The sequence below is a fragment of the Microbacterium jejuense genome, from assembly GCF_019511665.1.
GTDB classification, from domain to species: domain Bacteria; phylum Actinomycetota; class Actinomycetes; order Actinomycetales; family Microbacteriaceae; genus Microbacterium; species Microbacterium jejuense_A.
In genome coordinates, this window is record NZ_JAEUAW010000019.1 from 22,600 (window position 1) to 41,851 (window position 19,252).

The 19,252-nt window shown below is 70.7% G+C and carries 19 protein-coding genes and 1 tRNA gene; 14 read left to right on the forward strand and 6 right to left on the reverse strand.

Going from position 1 to position 19,252, the window contains the following annotated elements; genetic code table 11:
* The first annotated feature begins 4 nt into the window (after positions 1 to 4).
* The 5 genes from JNB62_RS17445 (at position 5) to JNB62_RS17465 (ending at position 4,719) form a co-directional block, all read left to right on the forward strand.
* Positions 5 to 520, forward strand: coding sequence for a GNAT family N-acetyltransferase (locus JNB62_RS17445; RefSeq protein ID WP_220302172.1), 516 nt, complete (start codon positions 5 to 7; stop codon positions 518 to 520).
* 359 nt (positions 521 to 879) lie between these two features.
* Positions 880 to 1,950 carry an aspartate-semialdehyde dehydrogenase gene (locus JNB62_RS17450; protein ID WP_220302173.1) on the forward strand — a complete coding sequence of 357 codons (1,071 nt, stop codon included), beginning with the start codon at positions 880 to 882 and terminating at the stop codon, positions 1,948 to 1,950.
* Positions 1,951 to 2,078: 128 nt separating this feature from the next.
* Positions 2,079 to 3,593, forward strand: a complete 1,515-nt coding sequence (gene mqo, locus JNB62_RS17455) for a malate dehydrogenase (quinone) (protein ID WP_220302174.1) — start codon at positions 2,079 to 2,081, stop codon at positions 3,591 to 3,593.
* 9 nt (positions 3,594 to 3,602) lie between these two features.
* Entirely contained in the window at positions 3,603 to 4,040 is a 438-nt protein-coding gene (locus JNB62_RS17460; protein WP_220302175.1) for a pyrimidine dimer DNA glycosylase/endonuclease V, read from the forward strand.
* 31 nt (positions 4,041 to 4,071) lie between these two features.
* Entirely contained in the window at positions 4,072 to 4,719 is a 648-nt protein-coding gene (locus JNB62_RS17465) for a thymidine kinase (RefSeq protein ID WP_220302176.1), read from the forward strand.
* A gap of 19 nt (positions 4,720 to 4,738) precedes the next feature.
* Here JNB62_RS17465 and JNB62_RS17470 read toward each other — a convergent pair whose 3' ends face one another.
* A complete protein-coding gene (locus JNB62_RS17470) occupies positions 4,739 to 5,569 on the reverse strand; it encodes a DUF1295 domain-containing protein (protein WP_220302177.1) in 831 nt (276 codons plus the stop codon).
* A 124-nt stretch (positions 5,570 to 5,693) separates the two neighbouring features.
* On the opposite strand from JNB62_RS17470, the gene JNB62_RS17475 reads away from it, so the two are divergent.
* Together JNB62_RS17475 and JNB62_RS17480 are read left to right on the forward strand one after the other, a co-directional pair.
* Complete coding sequence (locus tag JNB62_RS17475; protein ID WP_220302178.1) at positions 5,694 to 6,473, forward strand: FadR/GntR family transcriptional regulator; 780 nt, start codon at positions 5,694 to 5,696, stop codon at positions 6,471 to 6,473.
* A 17-nt stretch (positions 6,474 to 6,490) separates the two neighbouring features.
* Positions 6,491 to 7,882, forward strand: coding sequence for an alpha-hydroxy acid oxidase (locus JNB62_RS17480; RefSeq protein ID WP_220302179.1), 1,392 nt, complete (start codon positions 6,491 to 6,493; stop codon positions 7,880 to 7,882).
* 133 nt (positions 7,883 to 8,015) lie between these two features.
* Here the strand turns inward: JNB62_RS17480 and JNB62_RS17485 are convergent, their stop codons facing one another.
* The 4 genes from JNB62_RS17485 to JNB62_RS17500 all read right to left on the reverse strand — a co-directional run bounded on the left by JNB62_RS17485 (position 8,016) and on the right by JNB62_RS17500 (position 12,699).
* Complete coding sequence (locus JNB62_RS17485; RefSeq protein ID WP_220302180.1) at positions 8,016 to 8,792, reverse strand: HAD-IIB family hydrolase; 777 nt, start codon at positions 8,790 to 8,792, stop codon at positions 8,016 to 8,018.
* A gap of 49 nt (positions 8,793 to 8,841) precedes the next feature.
* A tRNA-Pro gene (locus JNB62_RS17490) sits at positions 8,842 to 8,918 on the reverse strand.
* A 29-nt stretch (positions 8,919 to 8,947) separates the two neighbouring features.
* Positions 8,948 to 9,886 (reverse strand): metallophosphoesterase, encoded by a 939-nt coding sequence (locus JNB62_RS17495; RefSeq protein ID WP_220302181.1) that lies wholly within the window; start codon positions 9,884 to 9,886, stop codon positions 8,948 to 8,950.
* Positions 9,886 to 12,699 carry a transglycosylase domain-containing protein gene (locus JNB62_RS17500; RefSeq protein ID WP_220302182.1) on the reverse strand — a complete coding sequence of 938 codons (2,814 nt, stop codon included), beginning with the start codon at positions 12,697 to 12,699 and terminating at the stop codon, positions 9,886 to 9,888. Before JNB62_RS17500 ends, JNB62_RS17495 begins: the two co-directional genes overlap by 1 nt.
* Before the next feature lie 111 nt (positions 12,700 to 12,810).
* On the opposite strand from JNB62_RS17500, the gene JNB62_RS17505 reads away from it, so the two are divergent.
* Positions 12,811 to 13,026, forward strand: a complete 216-nt coding sequence (locus tag JNB62_RS17505; RefSeq protein WP_141893777.1) for a DUF4177 domain-containing protein — start codon at positions 12,811 to 12,813, stop codon at positions 13,024 to 13,026.
* 2 nt (positions 13,027 to 13,028) lie between these two features.
* On the forward strand, positions 13,029 to 13,496 hold the full coding sequence (locus JNB62_RS17510; RefSeq protein ID WP_220302183.1) for a RidA family protein: 468 nt from the start codon (positions 13,029 to 13,031) through the stop codon (positions 13,494 to 13,496).
* Positions 13,497 to 13,566: 70 nt separating this feature from the next.
* Here the strand turns inward: JNB62_RS17510 and acs are convergent, their stop codons facing one another.
* Positions 13,567 to 15,561, reverse strand: coding sequence for an acetate--CoA ligase (gene acs, locus JNB62_RS17515; RefSeq protein ID WP_220302184.1), 1,995 nt, complete (start codon positions 15,559 to 15,561; stop codon positions 13,567 to 13,569).
* A 609-nt stretch (positions 15,562 to 16,170) separates the two neighbouring features.
* Here acs and JNB62_RS17520 point away from each other — a divergent pair.
* From JNB62_RS17520 to JNB62_RS17540, 5 genes are read left to right on the forward strand one after another with little or no spacing between them, the layout of a single operon-like run.
* Positions 16,171 to 17,220 (forward strand): TadA family conjugal transfer-associated ATPase, encoded by a 1,050-nt coding sequence (locus JNB62_RS17520; RefSeq protein WP_220302210.1) that lies wholly within the window; start codon positions 16,171 to 16,173, stop codon positions 17,218 to 17,220.
* Positions 17,217 to 18,203, forward strand: a complete 987-nt coding sequence (locus JNB62_RS17525; RefSeq protein ID WP_374451180.1) for a type II secretion system F family protein — start codon at positions 17,217 to 17,219, stop codon at positions 18,201 to 18,203. Before JNB62_RS17520 ends, JNB62_RS17525 begins: the two co-directional genes overlap by 4 nt.
* A gap of 39 nt (positions 18,204 to 18,242) precedes the next feature.
* Positions 18,243 to 18,482, forward strand: a complete 240-nt coding sequence (locus JNB62_RS17530) for a DUF4244 domain-containing protein (RefSeq protein ID WP_220302185.1) — start codon at positions 18,243 to 18,245, stop codon at positions 18,480 to 18,482.
* A complete protein-coding gene (locus JNB62_RS17535; RefSeq protein WP_223231235.1) occupies positions 18,482 to 18,838 on the forward strand; it encodes a TadE family type IV pilus minor pilin in 357 nt (118 codons plus the stop codon). The genes JNB62_RS17530 and JNB62_RS17535 overlap by 1 nt, the downstream gene beginning before the upstream one ends.
* 43 nt (positions 18,839 to 18,881) lie before the next feature.
* Entirely contained in the window at positions 18,882 to 19,199 is a 318-nt protein-coding gene (locus JNB62_RS17540) for an Rv3654c family TadE-like protein (protein ID WP_220302186.1), read from the forward strand.
* The last annotated feature ends 53 nt before the right edge of the window (positions 19,200 to 19,252 follow it).

A 19,252-nucleotide genomic window follows, 5' to 3' on the forward strand; every position in this document is an offset into this window, starting at 1 on the left:
CCGCGTGATCGCGGCGCTCGACCTCCCGGTCACGCTGACCGCACGCGACGGCGACGTCACGCTCCGCGCTGCCCGTCCTGACGACCTCGACGCGCTCGTGGCGCTCCTGTCGGACGACCCCATCAGCGCCGCGCGCGGCGACGACGCGCGCGACGAGCAGCGGCCGGCCTACGCCCGCGCTCTGGCCCGGATTGCGGCCGATCCGGCGAATGCGCAGCTGGTGGTGACCGACGGCGAACGTCTCATCGGCACGATGCAGCTCACGGTCATCCCGGGCCTCGCGCGCGCCGGCTCCGACCGCCTGCAGATCGAGACCGTCCATGTCGCGCGCGACCGCCGCTCATCGGGCATCGGGGCCGCCATGATGCGCTGGGTCGAAGAGGTCGCCGCCCCTGCGCTCGGCGTCAGCCTGATTCAGCTCACGTCCGACGCCGCACGCGTCGACGCCCACCGCTTCTACGAGCGGCTCGGCTTCACCCCGTCGCACGTCGGGTTCAAGCTCCGTCTGCCCCTCGCCTGAAGCCCGCACCTCACGCGAGTGGATGCCGGAGGCGCCGGCATCCACCCTCCCCGTCCGCGCGGCGCGCCGTTCGCGCTGCCGAAACCGGCACTCGTGGCACTTCTCGTCCCGACCGTTCCGTGTGCGCTGTCGAAATCGGCAAGCGCTGTCGTTGTATTCGGGCGCGGGTGCCGATTTCGATAGCGCAGACGTTCCCGCATGGTCCGTCGAGTGGATGCCGGCGGCCGCGGCACGCCGTCCGCCCGGCGTAACGACGGGCCGAGGCATCCCGGAGCGGCGGTAGAATCGCCGGAACCCCGCGCGTCCGACGGTGCCCGCGCGTCCGCTCCACCGCCCTGCCCCACGCTGAGGAACACGCCATGACCCGCATCTCCGATTCAGGACTCTCCGTCGCCGTCGTCGGCGCCACCGGCCAGGTCGGCGGTGCGATGCTCGACATCCTCGAGGAGCGCGGGTTCCCGGTGCGCGAGATCCGGGCGTTCGCGACGGCCCGTTCGGCCGGCTCCGACGTCGTGTTCCAGGGTCAGGCCGTCACCGTCGAGGATGTCGCGACCGCCGACTTCTCGGGCATCGACATCGCGCTCTTCTCCGCGGGAGCGACCGGCAGCCGCGCGTACGCGCCGCGCTTCGCGGAGGCCGGGGCGACCGTCGTCGACAACTCCAGCGCGTGGCGCATGGACCCCGACGTGCCGCTCGTCGTGAGCGAGGTCAATCCGCACGCGATCGCCGAGGCGCGCAAGGGCATCATCGCGAACCCGAACTGCACCACGATGGCCGCCATGCCGATCCTCAAGGTGCTCGACGCCGAGGCCGGACTGGAGCGCCTCATCATCAGCACCTACCAGGCCGTCAGCGGCTCGGGTCTGGCGGGCGTCCAGGAGTTGCTCGGCCAGCTCGAGGGCGTGCTCGCGCAGGGCGACGTCGAACGGCTCGCCCGCGACGGCGCGGCCCTCGACTTCCCGCAGCCTGAGAAGTACATCGCGCCCATCGCGTTCGACGTGATCCCGTTCGCCGGCAACCTCGTCGACGACGGTCTCAACGAGACGGACGAGGAGAAGAAACTCCGCAACGAGAGCCGCAAGATCCTGGAGCTGCCCGACCTCCGTGTCGCGGGCACGTGCGTGCGCGTCCCCGTGCTCACCGGCCACTCGCTGTCGATCAACGCCGAGTTCGCGCGCGACATCACCCCCGACCGTGCTCGCGAGGTGCTCTCGTCCGCTCCCGGCGTGAAGCTCGAAGAGGTCCCGACGCCGCTGCAGGCGGCGGGCACCGACCCCAGCTACGTCGGGCGCATCCGGGCCGACCAGTCGGCGCCCGAGGGCAAGGGCCTCGTGCTGTTCATCTCGAACGACAACCTGCGCAAGGGCGCTGCCCTGAACGCCGTGCAGATCGCGGAGCTCATCGCGGCGAAGCTCGGCGCCAACGCCTGATCAGCACACCTGTCACGAAGGGGATGCCGCGAGCCGCGGCATCCCCTTCGTACATGGTGGACAGCAGGCCCGGCTCGGCTGGCCTTCGCGGCGACGTCGGTGCGGTGGCGGCGAACTAGGATTGACGGGTGACCGATACGCCCGCTGAATCCGTCCACGCCCCCGCCTCTCACGTCGAGACCGTCGACGTGCTGCTGATCGGCGGCGGGATCATGAGCGCGACGCTGGGGACGCTGCTGCACCAGGTGCAGCCCGACCTCAGGATCGCCGTGTTCGAACGGCTCAGCGATGTCGCACTGGAGAGCTCGAACGCGTGGAACAACGCCGGCACCGGTCACGCGGCCCTGTGCGAGCTGAACTACATGCCCGAGGGCAAGGACGGCTCGGTCGACCCGGCGAAGGCGATCTCGATCAACGAGCAGTTCCAGCAGAGTCGTCAGCTGTGGTCGTCGCTGGTCGAGGCGGGCGTGCTGGACGCCCCCACGACGTTCATCAACTCGACGCCGCACATGACGTTCGTGCGCGGCGAGAAGGATGTCGCGTACCTCAAGAAGCGCTACGAGGCGCTCAAGGACCAGCCGCTCTTCCAGGGCATCGAATACAGCGAGGACTCGCGCGTCATCAACCAGTGGGCGCCGCTGCTGATGCAGAAGCGCCGCAAGGGCGAGCCGTTCGCGGCCACGCGCATGCCGGCCGGCACCGACGTCGACTTCGGCGCGCTCACGCACCAGCTGTTCGACCGCCTCGCGGAGTCGGGTGCCGACGTGCGCACCAACACCGAGGTGCGCCGGCTCAAGCGCCTGGCCGACGGCACGTGGAAGGTGGGCTACCGCCGTACGATCGGCCGCACGCCGGGCGAGATCCGCGCGAAGTTCGTGTTCGTGGGGGCCGGCGGATGGGCGCTCAAGCTCCTGCAGCGCTCGGGCATCCCTGAGATCTCGGGCTACGGCGTGTTCCCCATCGGCGGGCAGTTCCTCAAGACCTCGAACCCCGCGATCGTCGCGCAGCACCAGGCCAAGGTGTACTCGCAGGCGTCGGTCGGTGCCCCGCCCATGTCGGTGCCGCACCTCGACACACGCATGGTCGACGGCGAGGCATCCCTGCTCTTCGGTCCGTTCGCGACATTCAGCCCGAAGTTCCTCAAGACCGGCTCGTGGTTCGACATCGTCGGCCAGGTGCGGTGGGGCAACCTCGGCCCGATGCTCAAGGTGGCGTGGGACAACCCGAGCCTCATCACGTACCTGCTCGGCGAGCTGGTGAAGAACCACAAGAAGAAGGTCGACAGCCTGCGGGTGTTCATGCCGACGGCGAAGGACGAGGACTGGACGCTCATCCAGGCCGGTCAGCGCGCCCAGGTCATGAAGAAGGACCCCGAGAAGGGCGGCGTGCTGCAGTTCGGCACCGAGGTCGTCACGGGCGCCGACGGCACGATCGCCGGCCTGCTCGGCGCCTCGCCGGGGGCCTCGACGGCGGTGTCGATCATGCTCGGCCTGCTCAAGACCTGCTTCCCCGACCGGATCGCCGAGTGGGAGCCGCGCCTGCGCGAGTTGATCCCGAGCTACGGCGAGACGCTCAACCCGCGACCCGAGGTCGCACGCGCGACCCTCGGCGAGACGGCCGAGACGCTCGCCCTCACGGCCTGATCCGCGCGTATGCGGCTGTGGTCGGTGCATCCGTCGATCCTCGACCGGATGGCGCTGGTCGCGTGCTGGCGTGAGGCGCTGCTGGCGCAGAACGTGCTGGCCGGCGCGACGCGCGGGTATACGCGCCATCCGCAGCTGGAGCGCTTCCGCGCGTGCGCCGAGCCGCTCGACGCCGTCGGGCACTACCTGACGTCGCTGCGGCTCGAAGCGGATGCGCGCGGCTATTCGTTCGACGCGTCGCGCATCCGTCGAGGGGATGCCGCGAACCCCGGCATCCCCGTCACCTCCGGGCAGCTCGCATTCGAGCTCTCGCACCTGCGCGCCAAGGTGACCCGGCGCGACCCGGCGTGGCTCGCGCAGCTGCCCGACACCGCTCGGCCGGGCCCGACGTTCGTCGAGACTCCGGGCGGCATCGAGGCCTGGGAGCGCGGCACCCCCGTCGCATGAGGCTGCGCCGGCCACCGACTACGCTCGATCCGTGGCCAAGCTCTACTTCCGTTATGGCGCGATGAACTCGGGCAAGTCGACCTCGCTGCTGCAGGCCGCGTACAACTATGAGGAGCGCGGCCAGCACGTCCTGCTGGCGAAGCCCGCCATCGACACCAAGGGCGCCGACCAGATCGACAGCCGCCTCGGCGTGAAGCGCACCGTCGACTTCCTCGTGCGACCGGAGGACGACATCCGGGCGCTGTTCGCCGAGCACCGTGCGCGGGTCAAGGCCGAGGCGGCCGACACGCTCGTGCCCGAGGTCCTCGAGCACGACGTCGATGTCGCGTGCCTGCTCATCGACGAGGCGCAGTTCCTCACGCGCGAGCAGGTCGACGACCTCCTGCGCATTGTCGTGCTCGACGGAGTGCCCGTGCTGGCGTACGGGATCCGCACCGACTTCCAGACGCAGGCGTTCCCCGGGTCGGCCCGGCTGCTCGAGCTCGCACACAGTCTCGAAGAGCTCAAGACGATCTGCCGGTGCGGTCGCAAGGCGCTGTTCAATGCGCGCCTCGTCGGTGGCCGGTTCGTGTTCGACGGCGATCAGGTCGCGATCGACGAGCTGACCGCCGAGCGCGTCACGTACGAGTCGCTGTGCGCGGAGGACTACCTGCGGGCTTCGGGCGGACGCCTGGAGTGACGGGCCGGCCTCGCCCGCCTCAGGCCGTCTCGGCGGCCGGGCGCCGGCGGTGGGGGAGCGGGACGAGCATCGACGTGGATCGCTGGTAGTCGCGGTAGGCGGGGTACTTGGCCGACGAGATCGACTCCGTGAACACCGTGGAACCGATGAACAGCACCGTCAGCAGCGCGGCGCCCACGATCGTCCAGTTGAGCCAGCTGCCGCCGTCGGCGACGAGGGCCACGGCTCCGAGGGCGTAGAAGGCCCACCACTGCGCCTGCTCGAAGAAGAAGTTGGGGTGGCGGCTGTAGGCGAACAGTCCCGTCGTGAGGAAGCCCGGCTCCAGCGTGCCGCCGGCCGCCTTCTTCGCCTGGTGGAACCGCCACTGCTGCTGGTCGGCCACGGTCTCGCCGACGAGGAACGCGACGAACAGCAGCGAGAAGACGGCATCCCATCCGTTGAAGGGTGAGGGATGCTGCCACGCGATGTACGCGGGCAGGCTGATCAGCACCAGCAGCGCGCTCTGGAACAGCACGATGAAGAGCAGGTTGAACACCTGGAACTGCCACCGCGACATGCGGCCGCGCAGGATCGCCCACCGGTAGTCCTCCATGCCGGTGTAGCCGCCCTTGCGCGCGAAGTTGAACGTGAGCCGCACGCCCCACGCCGTCACGAGCACCGCCATCACGACCAGGCGGGTCGCGTCGGCGCCCGCGATGAGCGCGGCCGCGGCGAAGATCCACACGTAGATCACGGGGACGATCGACCAGATGCGGTCGATCCACGACGTCTCGTTCGTCACGAGGGACGTGATCCAGCAGAAGGCGGCGGCGACACCCGCGACGATCAGCACGAGGAGGAGGGGATCCATGAGGTCAGGCTACCGCTCCGTGACGACATCCGGCGTCACGCGGGTTGCCTGTGGTCCGACCACACGTTATCGTGGCCTGACCACAGGGCGCAGCAGCCGTGACCCGACATGGATGAGGAGATCCGTGACTGGAACCCCCACACGATCCGGCGCGTCGCCCGCTGCGGCAGCCGCTCCCGCCGCGCGCGCCTGGCGCGTCGTGCTCGAGCGGATCGAGACCGACCTGCTCGACGGCACGCTGCGCCCCGGTGACCGGCTCCCACCCGAGCGGGAGCTGTCGGCGACGCTCGGCGTCGGGCGCTCCAGCGTGCGCGAGGCGCTGCGCGTCCTCGAGGTGATGGGTCTCATCCGCACCGGTACCGGCTCGGGACCCACGTCCGGCGCGATCATCATCGCGACGCCCCAGGGCGGCATGTCGGCGCTGCTGCGGCTGCAGGTGGCCGCACAGGGCTTTCCGTTCGACGACGTCGTCGCCACCCGTCTCGTGCTCGAGTCGGCCGTCGTCGAGGCCCTCGCCGCCGACGCCACGCGCTCCACCGCCGACGCGCGCGACATCCTCGTCGCGATGGACGCGGACGACCTCACGGTCCCCGAGTTCCTCGCCCTCGACGCCCAGCTGCACCTCGCGCTCGCCGAGGCGTCGGGCAACGTCGTGATCGCGGCGATGATGGCGGGGCTCCGCACCGCCATCGAGTCGTACGTGCAGGCCGGTGCTGCCCGGATCGTCGAATGGGATGCCGCGGCCGCACGCCTGCGCAGCGAGCACCACGCCATCCTCGACGCCGTGGACGCCGGCGACGGCACTCGCGCGCGCACGCTCGTCCACGACCACATCGCCGGCTACTACGAGGCCGCGGGACTGGCTCCCACGGCCGCCGGCATCCCGAATCCCACCCGCCCCTGAACCGGAGAGGTACCCCGATGGTCACCCGCCAGCTGCCGAAGCCCGCAGAGCTGCTCGAGCTCATGCAGTTCAAGAAGCCCGAGCTCGATGCGCGCAAGCGCCGCCTGGACGCCGCGCTCACGATCTACGACCTGCGCAAGATCGCCAAGCGCCGCACGCCCAAGGCCGCGTTCGACTACACCGACGGCGCCGCAGAGGGCGAGCTGTCGCTGGCGCGCGCCCGCCAGGCGTTCGAGGACGTCGAGTTCCACCCCGACGTGCTGCGCCCGGCCGAGCGCGTCGACCTGTCGACCGAGATCCTGGGCGGCCCGTCGGCCATGCCGTTCGGCATCGCGCCCACGGGATTCACGCGCCTCATGCAGACCGAGGGCGAGGTCGCCGGTGCCGGTGCCGCCGGGGCCGCCGGCATCCCGTTCACCCTCTCGACGCTCGGCACGACGTCGATCGAGGGCGTCAAGGCCGCGAACCCCAACGGCCGCAACTGGTTCCAGCTGTACGTCATGCGCGATCGCGAGATCTCGTACGGGCTCGCCCGCCGGGCCGCCGCCGCGGGCTTCGACACGCTGCAGTTCACGGTCGACACGCCGGTCGCGGGCGCGCGACTGCGCGACAAGCGCAACGGGTTCTCGATCCCGCCGCAGCTCACGCTCGGCACGATCGTCAACGCGATCCCGCGGCCGTGGTGGTGGTACGACTTCCTGACCACTCCGAAGCTGGAGTTCGCGTCGCTGTCGACGACCGGCGGCACCGTCGGCGAGCTGCTCGACGCGGCCATGGACCCCACCATCAGCTACGACGACCTCGCGATCATCCGCGACATCTGGCCGGGCAAGATCGTCGTGAAGGGCGTGCAGAACGTCGCCGACTCCAAGCGGCTCATCGACGCCGGCGTCGACGGCATCATCCTGTCCAACCACGGCGGGCGCCAGCTCGACCGTGCCCCGATCCCGTTCCGCCTGCTGCCCGAGGTCGTCCGCGAGGTCGGCCGCGATGCCACCGTGATGGTCGACACCGGCATCATGAACGGCGCCGACATCGTCGCCTCGATCGCCCTCGGCGCCAAGTTCACGCTGATCGGGCGCGCGTACCTCTACGGCCTCATGGCCGGCGGACGCCAGGGCGTCGACCGCACCATCGCGATCCTGCGCAGCGAGATCGAGCGCACCATGAAGCTCCTGGGCGTCTCGTCGATCGCCGAGCTCGAGCCGCGCCACGTCACGCAGCTGCAGCGCCTCGTGCCCGTCGCGGCGCCGGTCGCCGCAGCGGCCGAAACCGCTGCGTCGCGCCCGCGTGCGCCGCGCGCGACGGCCGGTTCGGCTTCCGCCTCGGCCGCCGCGAAGACCGCTGCGAAGGGGGATGCCGCGGCCTCCCGCCCGGCGAAGCCCGCTGCGTCGCGCGCCAAGGCCTGACGCTGTCACCCGGTCGTCGAGCGGAGGGCTCTCCGACGCCCGAAGACGAAACGCGCCTGACCTCGCTGAAGGTCAGGCGCGTTTCGTCTTCGCTCGTTCCTCGCTTCGCTCAACGACCGGCGAGCGGGACGCGTCAGACGCGGACGGGAAGCGTGGGGATCAGCGCCTCGAGGTACGTGACGGTGTCTTCCCAGCCGTCGACAGCGTGGCAGCGCACGCCCATGGCGAGGACGGGGTAGTCGTTGCCGTCGGGGTCGAGGCGGTCGCCGACGAACAGCATGTCGTCGAGGCTGATGCCGGTCTGCTCGGCGAGCTGGCGCATGCCGTAGGCCTTGTCGATGCCGCGCTCGGTGATGTCGACCGAGGTCGAGCCGCCGGAGCGGACCTCCAGGTCGGGCAGAAGCGCGGCGACGGCCGCGCGCAGCGCGTTCTTCTTCTCGCCCGTCGGATCCCATGCCGACTTCGCGGAGACAGGAGCCTTCTGCCCGAGGGCCGAGAAGGTGATCTGCGAGCCGCGATCCTCGAGGATCTCGCCCCACGTCTCGGACTCCCACAGGCCGAGGCGGCGGGCCTCGCCCTCGACGGCGGCGAGCGCGCGCGCCTTCTGGTCGTCGGTCAGCGACCGCTGGTAGATCGTGACGACGGCGTCGGCCGACAGACGGTAGTACTGCGTGCCGCACGTGGGCAGCAGGTGCAGACGGGTGCGCGCGTCGGTGGCCTCGGCAGGGAGCCTGTCGACGACCTGCGTCGTGAACTGCGCGAGCTGGCCGCCCGAGATGACGGCGACCTCGACGCGTTCGGCCAGCGCGACCAGCAGCTCGCCGATGCGTGCGTCGATGGGGCTCTTGGACGGCGCCAGCGTGTCGTCGAGGTCGAACGCGACGAGTCGGGGGATGAAGCTGTCTGCCACGAAGCCGGTCCTTTCATGGAAGAGGCTCCGCCTTCCGGCGGAGCCTCTGTGGTCGGGGTGACAGGATTTGAACCTGCGGCCTCTTCGTCCCGAACGAAGCGCGCTACCAAGCTGCGCCACACCCCGTTTTGCAACCCTCCGAGTCTAACCGATCGTCAGGGGTGCTGTTGACCACGCCGGGGGATCAGCGTGAGAAGCGTGGCTTCGGGACGGCACGCGAAGCGCACCGGTGCGTAGATCGAGTGGCCGAGGCCCGCGCTCACGTTGAGTGGCACCGTGTTCCCCAGGTGCGTCCATTCGCTGAGTCCGCGCGCCTGCCTCAGCGGAATGTCGCAGTTCGCGACGAGCGCGCCGAAGCCCGGCACGCGCACCTGGCCGCCGTGCGTGTGACCGGCGAAGATCGCCTCCGCGCCGAGGTCCACGAAGTCGTCCAGCACGCGGCGGTACGGGGCGTGGGTCACGCCTATCGTGAGATCACGCGGGTCCATGGCGGCCACGAGCTCCGGCAGCACCTCGAGCCGGTCCCACCCGCGGTGGGCGTCGCTCACGCCGAACCCGCCGATGCGCAGGCCGCCGGCATCCACGGATCCGGTCCGGTTGTTGAGGTCGAGCCAGCCGAGCTCGTCGGTGAGATAACGGTCGAGCGCGTCGGTGTCGAGCGGCTCCGCCGTGTGCTTCACCTTCGATGGCCCCGTGAAGTACTTCAGCGGGTTGCGCGGCGAGGGAGCCGCGTGGTCGTTCGACCCGTGGACGAAGAATCCGGGGATGCCCCGCAGCGGGTCATACGCGCTGCGCAGGCCGCGCAGGCCGTCCTCGTGGCCCATGTTGTCGCCGGTGTTGACGATCAGGTCGGGCTGGAGCTCGGCGAGCGCGGCGATCCACCGCTGCTTGCGGTGCTGCCAGGGAGCCATGTGGGCGTCCGACAGGTGCAGCACCCGCAGGGGAGCGGCGCCCTCGGGGAGCACCGGGACCTCGTGGATGCGGAGGGTGAAGAGGTAGCGCTCGATGCCGATGCCCCACACCGCGGCGCCGACACCGACCGCCCCCACCGTGCCGAGCACGGTGAGGGCGGTGCGCGTGGATGCCGTCGGCACTAGCCGTTACCGCCGCCGCGGCCGCCGCCACCACCGCCGCCGCAGTCGGCTGCGGCGTAGTCGACGGTGATCGAGGCATTGCGGTTCACGACGGTGCCGGTCGCCGGGTTCGTGCCCGTGGCCCGCGGATCCTTCGCCGCGTCGTTCACGGTGCAGGTCCCGTCGCTCACGTTGCCGAAGCCGGCCTGGCGCAGCGCCCGTTTGGCGTCTTCGAGCGAGCGCCCTGAGACGTCCGGGACCGAGATGCCCTGCCCGTTGCTGGGGTTGATCGTGACGGTGGTGCCACCCGCGACCTCGCCCGCGCCGGGGTTCTGCGCGCCGACCGACCCGGCCGGCTGGTTGGAGTCGACCTCGGGTCCGATCTCGACGGTGAATCCGGCCTCCTCGAGCTGAGCCTTGGCCGCATCCATCGTCATGCCGAGCACGTTGGGCAGCTGGACCATCTGCACCTTGGTGAGGGCGTCGTCGGGCTTGGCGAAGGCCTCACCGGGATACGCCTCGTCGACCGTCCGCTGGATCGCCTTCGAGATCGGGAAGCGGATCTGGTTCAGCGTCCAGCCGTTGTAGCGCGTCTTGGTGATGTCGCCGCCGCCGTCGACGTTGCCGACCCAGGTCGCCGTCGACACGCGCGAGCTCGACTGGACCATCCAGGTCGTGATCTCTTCGTGCGTACCGGTCTTGCCGAGGACGGGCGTGCGGTCGCCGGGGTTGGCCTGCGCGCCGCTGCCGCCGCTGGCCAGCACGCCCTGCAGGGCGTAGGCCGCCGTCGCCGCGACGTTGGGGGCGATCACCTGCGAGCACGCGCGCTGCGGCTTGGGCAGTTCGTTCCCCTTGTCGTCGGTGACGCGGTCGATCGCCTGCGGCTGGCAGTACACGCCGTTGTTGGCGATGGTGGCGTACGCCTCGGCCATCGCCATCGGCGACACGAAGTTGGTGCCGATGATCGAGTTGAGGTTGGTCATCGAGACCTCTTTGCCGTTGCCCTGCGTCACACCCATGCGCGTCGCGACGTTCTTGATGTCGCACAGGTCGAGCTTCTCGGCCATGGCGAAGAACCCCGTGTTGAGCGAGTCCTTCGTGAATCGCATGGGCGTGCCCATGTAGCCCTTGTTGCCGCCGAAGTTCTTGATGAGATCGTTCGTGGTGTTGTGCCAGTCGCCCTCGCACGAGTTCTTCATCTTCTTGAACACGTGCAGCGTTCCGTTGAGCGTCTCGTTGACGGAATGGCCCTTCTCGAGCCAGTCCACGAGGGTGAAGAGCTTGAACGTCGAGCCCGCGGGGAATCCTCGCGAGTTGCCGTAGGTCAGGTCCCCAGCGAAGACGAGCGACGAGTAGTTGGGGTCGCTCGAGAGCGCGGCGTCCTCGCTGAACTTCGTGTTCTGGGCGATCGCGAGGATGCGCCCGGTCGTCGCCTCGATGCTGACGGAGGTGGCGCCGAACCGGCCGGGGGAGGGAACCGTACGGCCGATCGGCATGTCGGCGGCCGACGGGGCGTACTCCGTCATCGCGCTCTGCGCGGTCGCCTGCACGCGCGGGTCGAGCGTCGTGTAGACGTTGAGGCCGCCGCGAGCCAGGAGCGCCTGACGGTCCTCGCGCGTCTCACCGAAGGCCGTGTCGTTGAGGATGACGTCCTTCACGTACTGGCAGAAGTACTCCGAGCCCACGGAGTTGACGCAGCCCGTCTTGGGCGGCGTGACGGCGGGCGTGATGGGCCATACCGCCGCCTCGACGTACTGCTCGCGCGTGATCTTGCCGTCGTCGAGCATGCGGCTGAGCACATAGAGCTGACGCACCTTGGTCGACGTGTAGCCGTCGGCCGCAGCGAACTTCTGCTCTTCGGTGATCTCGCCCGACTTGACCAGCTCGTCGAGGGCGACCAGGTTGGCGCCCTCATCGATGACGCCATCCGGGGCCTTGTTGAAGCTGGTGGTGCCGTCCGAGCTCCAGATCGACCCCTCAGGCTTGTCGATGCGGAAGTTGTTGGGGTTCTGCACCATTCCGGCGAGCGTCGCGGCCTGCGCGACCGTCAGGTTCGCGGCCGACGTGCTGAAGTACTGACGCGCCGCCGACTCGATGCCGTAGGTGACCCCGCCCCAGTTGGCGATGTTCATGTAGCCGAGCAGGATGTCGTTCTTGGAGTACTTCTGCTCGAGCGCGATCGCGTAGCGCATCTCCTGCAGCTTGCGGGTGTAGCCCTCCGCGCCCTCGGCGGTCGTCGCATCGCTCCAGCACTTCGCCAGCACGGCGTCGCGGCTGAGCTCGACGACGGCGGCGCCGGTCTCGTCGAGGACGACCTCGCCCTTGTCGTCGGTCTTGTAGACCGTCTTGGCGTCCTGCTCGCACTTCTGGATGAGCACGTTCTTGACGTACTGCTGGCTGATCGACGAGGCGCCCTGCGTGTTGCTGCCGCCTTTGGCGTTCGACAGCAGGGCGCGCGCGGTTCCGATCAGATCGATGCCGCCGTGCTGGTAGTACCGCGGGTCCTCACTCGACAGCAGCGCGTCGTACATGACGGGGCTGATCTGGTCGAACTCGACCGGCGTCCGGTCCTGCTCCAGGAACTGCGTCAGCAGCGTCGGCTGTCCCGTGGCCGGGTCGGTTGCGTAGAAGTTGCTGGGGAGCATGAGCTTGTCGATCTCGAGGACGCTCGGCAGATTGTCGAACATCGTGATCGCGCGCTCCGCCGCGGTGCTCGTGATCGCGACCGCGGGGGTGACGGTCGCGGCGATGAGGACACCGGCTGCGGCACTCAGGCCGACGAGCCCGGCAAGTCCGCCGAGCACGCCGGTGGCCGTGCGTTTGGTATCAGGCATAGGCTTGATCGTAGGGGAGATACCTGGGCGATCCATCAAGGACTCTCAGCCGACAGAGGTGTTTCCCAGCCTTCATCCACCGCTGATTTTGCGCACACTTGAGGAGTCGCGATGACGACGTGGGAGTACCTCACCACGCCCCTTCTGATCCACAACACGGCCGCGATCCTCAACAACTGGGGCAAGCAGGGCTGGGAGCTCGTCCAGATCGTCCCGGGCCCCGAGGGCGGCCTGGTCGCGTACTTCAAGCGTCCGTCGGGCGGCGGGCAGCAGAACGCGGGACTGGATGCCGCGGCGCAGGCCGCCCGTCAGTTCGAGGGGGAGTGACCGTGGCCGTCAGCGAGCGTCTCGCCGAGCTCGGCATCGAGCTGCCCTCCGTCGTCCCGCCCGTGGCGGCGTACGTCCCGGCCAAGGCGCACGGCGACCTCGTCTACACCGCCGGCCAGCTGCCGATGGTGTCGGGCGCGCTCCCGGCGACCGGCAAGGTGGGCGAGGGCCACGGGCTCGTCCCCGCCGAGGACGCCAAGGCCTATGCGCGCCAGAGCGCGCTGAACGCGATCGCCGCTGCCGCCGGTGCCGTGGGCGGGGTCGACCGCCTCACAGGCGTGCTGAAGGTCACCGGGTTCGTCGCCTCGGTGCCCGAGTTCACCGGCCAGCCGGGCGTCATCAACGGCGCGAGCGAGGTGCTGGGCGAGATCTTCGGCGACGCCGGCCGTCACGCCCGCTCAGCCGTGGGCGTCCCGGTCCTGCCACTCGATGCACCCGTCGAGGTCGAGGTCGTCTTCTCGTTCGCCTGAGCCTCGCGCTCGTCGCCGACGACAGAGGGGATGCCGCAGCCTTGGGCTGCGGCATCCCCTCTTCTTGTTCTTACTTGACCTGCGCCGAGATCACCGACATGACCGCGGTGTCGGCCAGCGTCGTGGTGTCGCCGACCTCGCGGCCCTCGGCGACGTCGCGCAGCAGGCGGCGCATGATCTTGCCGGAGCGGGTCTTGGGCAGCTCGCCCACGATGTAGACGTCGCGCGGGCGGGCGATCGGGCCGATCTGCTCGCCGACCCACCGGCGCAGCGTGTCGCCGAGGCCCTCCACCGGGTTCTCGTCGAGGTACGACTGCTTGATGATGACGAAGGCCACGACGGCCTGGCCGGTCGTCTCGTCCGAGGCGCCGACGACCGCGGCCTCGGCGACGGCCTCGTTGCCCACGAGCGCCGACTCGATCTCGGTCGTCGACAGGCGGTGGCCCGACACGTTCATGACGTCGTCGACACGGCCCAGCAGCCACACGTCGCCGTCGTCGTCCAGGCGCGCGCCGTCACCGGCGAAGTAGTAGCCCTGCTTCTGGAACTTCTCCCAATACGTCTCGACGAAGCGCTCGGGGTCGCCCCAGATGCCGCGCAGCATCGACGGCCACGGCTCGGTGATGACGAGCAGTCCGCCGTTGCCGTTGCCGACGTGCGTGCCGTCCTCGTCGACGACGTCGATCGAGATGCCGGGGAGGGGAACCTGCGCCGAGCCGGGCTTGGTCTCGGTGACGCCCGGGAGGGCCGAGACCATGATCGCGCCGGTCTCGGTCTGCCACCACGTGTCGACGATCGGGGCGGTCTTGCCGCCGATGATCTTGCGGTACCACATCCAGGCCTCGGGGTTGATGGGCTCGCCCACCGAGCCGAGCAGGCGCAGCGACGACAGGTCGAACTGCTTGGGGATCGCGCGACCCAGCTTCATGAACGAGCGGATCGCGGTCGGCGCCGTGTAGAGCACCGTCACGCCGTACTTCTGCACGATCTCCCACCAGCGTCCGGGGTGGGGCGCGTCGGGCGTTCCCTCGTACAGCACCTGGGTGGCGCCGTTGGCGAGCGGGCCGTACGTGACGTAGGTGTGGCCGGTCACCCAGCCGATGTCGGCGGTGCACCAGTACACGTCGGTCTCGGGGTGGATGTCGTGCACGACCTTGTTCGTGAACGCCGCCTGCGTGAGGTACCCGCCCGAGGTGTGGAGGATGCCCTTGGGCTTTCCGGTGGTGCCCGACGTGTAGAGGATGAAGAGGGGGTTCTCGGCCGGGAACGCCTGCGCCTCGTGCTCGGCCGACGCCGCCGGAACGACATCGTGCCACCAGAGGTCGCGGCCCTCGGTCCAGTCCACCTCGTTGCCGCCGCGCTTGACGACGAGAACGTGCTCGACCGTCTCCTGGACGCCCGCGCCGCGGTCGCCGAGGGCGAGGTCGACGGCCGGCTTGAGCGCCGACACCTTGCCCTTGCGGTAGCCGCCGTCGGCGGTGATCACGAGCTTCGCGCCGGCGTCGTCGATGCGGGCGCGCAGGCTGTCGGCGGAGAAGCCGCCGAACACGACGGAGTGGATCGCACCGATGCGCGCGACGGCGAGCATCGAGGCGACGGCCTCGGGGATCATCGGCAGGTAGATCGCGACGCGATCGCCGGCGCCCACGCCTAGGCCTTCGAGCACATTCGCGAGGCGCTTGACCTCGTCGGTCAGCTCGGCGTAGGTGACGCGGCGCTCGTCGCCGGGCTCGCCCTCCCACAGCAGCGCGACGCGGTCGCCGTTGCCGGCTTCGACGTGGCGGTCGAGGCAGTTGTAGGCGACATTGAGCTCGCCGTCGGCGAACCACTTCGCGAAGGGAGGGTTCGACCAGTCGAGAACCTCGGCGAAGGGCTTGTGCCAGTGCAGCTCGCGCGCCTGCTCGGCCCAGAAGCCCTCGCGGTCCGCCTTCGCCCGGTCGTACAGTTCGGCCGTCGCGATCGCGTTCGCGGCGAACTCGGGAGTGGGCGCGAAACGCCGATCCTCGGTGAGCAGGTGGTCGATCTGGCTGCTGCCGGCGTGCGTGATCGGGTTCTGTTCGCTCATGGGAGCGCGCTCCTTTGCGGGCTTGAGGGATGCCGAGGGATGTCGGCGAGTCTGCCAGGAAATGTACCCACGACGGTCGGTGGCGACTACCCCCGATAGTAGGTGGCGGCATCGACGCACGACGCAACCGATATATCAGTGAGAATCCTCTCCTTTTCGTTTTGTTCGGACCCTTGCCTCCCCTATGCTGACCGTTGGCCGAACATTCGATTCTGGCATTGCGGCACCCGACGTCACCCCCCGAATTCGGGTCCGCGCACGGCGGCATCCCATTCCCCCCATGGGATGCCGCCTTCATTCGTCTGGGAGCGGTTCCGTTCGAACCGCCCTTCCTCCACAGTCCGGCACACCGCGCAGTCATCCACGGATCCCCGGTTCCGGCCGTCGAGCGACGGCGGGCGCTCATAGCGTCGGATCATGTCCACGCCGTTCACCGTCCGACCCCGCCCGGGCGCCACTGCCGCGCGGCCGATCGGGCGGGAGGTGGATGCCGCCGACCGCGGTGCGGCGGCGGCCCCGGGTTCGCGCGCGGTGTCGACGGCGGCGTCCACATCAGTCACGTGGGTGCCCGAGCGTGCGGCGTCTGCGCGAGCGGTCCCCGTTCGCGGGATGCTGGTCGGCTCCCCGGTCGGCGGCACGGGCGCGGCGTCCCGTGAGGTCGTGGGCGAGCCCTTCGACCCGCCGCGCGGAGCGCCGGCGGCCGGTGCGAGCGCGGGGGAGCGGCATCCCTCGCTCCAGCCCTTCGCCGCGTACCTCGACGATCCCGAGGTCACGGACCTGTTCGTGAACGGAGCCGCGGGACTGTTCGTCGACCGCGGCGCCGGCGCGATGCGCGCACGAGAGTGGCGGGCGACCGAAGAAGAGGTGCGCGACCTCGCGGTGTCGCTGATCTCGTTCGGCGGCAGGCACATCGACGACGCCGCGCCGTGCGTGGACGTGCGCCTGGACGGCGGAATCCGGGTCCATGCGGTCCTGCCACCGGTCTCGCCCGAAGGCACCGTGATCTCGATCCGCGTGCCGCGCCTGACGTCGCCTCGCATGGACGACCTGCGCCGGACGGGCATGTTCGACGATGTCGTGCGTCGCCGGCTCGGCGACGCCATCGCTCAGCGGTCGAACCTCCTGGTCACCGGCGCGGCCGGTGCCGGCAAGACGACGCTGCTCGCCGCCCTGCTCTCCGAGGCGCCCGCGCACGAGCGCATCGTCACGATCGAGGACGTCGCCGAGCTGCGCATCGCGCACCCGCACCACGTGCGCCTCGAGGCCCGTCAGCCCAACCTCGAGGGCGCCGGCGGCATCGGTCTCGCGCGGCTCGTCCGCGAGGCGCTGCGCATGAGACCGGACCGGCTCGTCGTCGGCGAATGCCGCGGCGAGGAGGTCCGCGAGCTGCTGTCGGCGCTCAACACCGGCCACGACGGAGGCGCCGGCACGGTGCACGCGAACAGTCTTCCCGACGTCCCGGCGCGCCTGGAGGCGCTCGGCGCGCTCGCAGGGCTCGACGACCTCGCGCTCGCGCGGCAGGTCGCGAGCGCGATCGACCTGGTCGTGCATGTCGAGCGCGGACGCGACGGCATCCGCCGGATCGCGGCGATCGGCCGGCCGGCCGTCGACGCGGCGGGGCGTCTGGCGATGGAACCGGTCGACGGAGACGGATCGTGAGCGCGGCCGCGTCACGGGGCCGCGCGCTGCGGCTCCGCCGGCGACCTGGCGCGGTGCGCGAGCCCGGTGCCGAGGTTGTCGCCGCGACCGTGCTGCGACTGGCGGTGCTGCTGCAGGCGGGCGTCGCGCCGGCGCGCGCCTGGACGCACCTGGCCCAGGCCGGCGACGAGGCCGCCGCGCGCGTCGTTGCCGCTGTGTCGCGCGAGATCCCGCTCGCGACGGCGATCGCGCGCGCCGGCGGCGGCGCCTGGTGCGAGGTGGCTGTCGCCTACCAGGTCGCGACGACGGTCGGCGCGCCGCTCGCGGTCTGCCTGCGCAGTCTCGCCGGAGCCCTGAGCGATGCGCAGCAGGCGGCGGACGACGTGCGGGTGGCGCTCGCCGAGCCGGCGGGCACAGCCCGGCTCATGGGCTGGCTGCCGCTGCTGGCCGTGGGTCTCGGGGTCGCGCTGGGGTTCGACACCCTCGGCACCCTCGTGACGACACCGCTGGGCATCGCGTGTCTCGTGGCCGGTGCCGTGCTCATCGTCGTCGCGCAGCGCTGGACCACGCGGCTCGTCCGCGCTGCGCGACAGGCGGAGGGCGTGCCGGGGCTGGAGGCCGAGCTGGTCGCGATCGCGCTCACCGGCGGCGTCTCGATCGAACGGGCTCGCGCGGTGGTGGCCGAGGCGGCGGCCCTGCGGCAGCCGGAGGCGTCGGTCCGCGCGCCGGCGGCGCCGGCCGCGGGTACGTCGTCCCCCGCCGCCGACGATCTGGACACGGTGCTGGCACTGTCGCGCTCGGCCGGCGTCCCCGCGGTCGAGCTGCTGCGTGCGTCCGCCGCGCACGCCCGCCACCGCGCACGGGTGGACGGACGCCTCCGCGCCGCGAAGCTCGCGTCCCGCCTGCTCGTCCCGCTCGGGGTGTGCACGCTCCCCGCCTTCCTGCTCCTCGGCGTCGCCCCCATGCTGCTGAGCGTCATGTCGACCATGTCGCTGTCGCTCTGACCCGCTCGTGCCCGATTCCATCCACTGAACGGAGAACCGATGTCCCCTCGACCCACCCATCCCCTTCCCCTCCTCACCCGCCGACGCGCGGAGCGGCTGTTCCGCCCGACGGACGCGCACGGCCGAGGACCCGACGACACCGGCGCCGCGACCGCGGAGTACGCCATTGCGACCATGGCGGCCGTCGCCTTCGCGGGGCTGCTGGTCGTCATCATGAGATCGGACGAGGTGCGCGGCATCCTGACCGATCTCATCCGCCGGGCGCTCACGGTCGCCTGATGAGGACGCGGACCGGCGACGATCGGCGCCGATGGCGTCCCGACGAGCACGGCTCGGTCGTCGCCGAGTTCGCGATCGCCCTTCCCGCCGTCACGGTGGTGCTCGCGCTCGGCGTCGCGGCGCTCGCCGGCGCGTCTCGCCAGGTGCGCCTGCAGGACGCGGTGGCGGATGCCGCCCGCCTGAGCGCACGCGGCGAGCCGGCATCGCGTGTGATCGGGGCCGTCGTGGCGGCCGTGGGCGAGGCATCCGTCGAGATCTCGCCCCGCGGCGACCTCGTGTGCGTCACGGCCACGGCGCCGGCGATGCTGGGACTCCGCGTGAGTGCGTCGGGCTGCGCCCTTGCGGGTGGACTGTGAGCCTTCGCGGCGATGACGGAGCGCCCGAGGCCGGGGGCTGCTGATGGCAGGGTCGATGGCCGCGGTCGGCATCATCGCCGGCGCGATGATCCTCACCGGCGGGCTGGCCGCGGTCGGCACGGCGTCGGTCGTGGGGCAGCGGCTCGCCGGCGCGGCGGACGCCGGCGCGCTCGCCGCCGCGGACGCGGCATCGGGAGCCGTGCCGGGCGTCCCGTGCGAACGTGCGAGCGAGGTCACGGCCGCTTTCGGTGCCGGCCTTGCCGTGTGCGACCTCGATGAACTGGTCGCCACCGTGACCGTGGAGATGCGCTTCGGCCCCCTCGTCGCCCGCGCCTCCGCACGGGCGGGGCCCCCGCCGTGATCCGATCCTCACAGCCCGCACACCGTTAAGTGGCGTGTATGGTGTGCGACGAA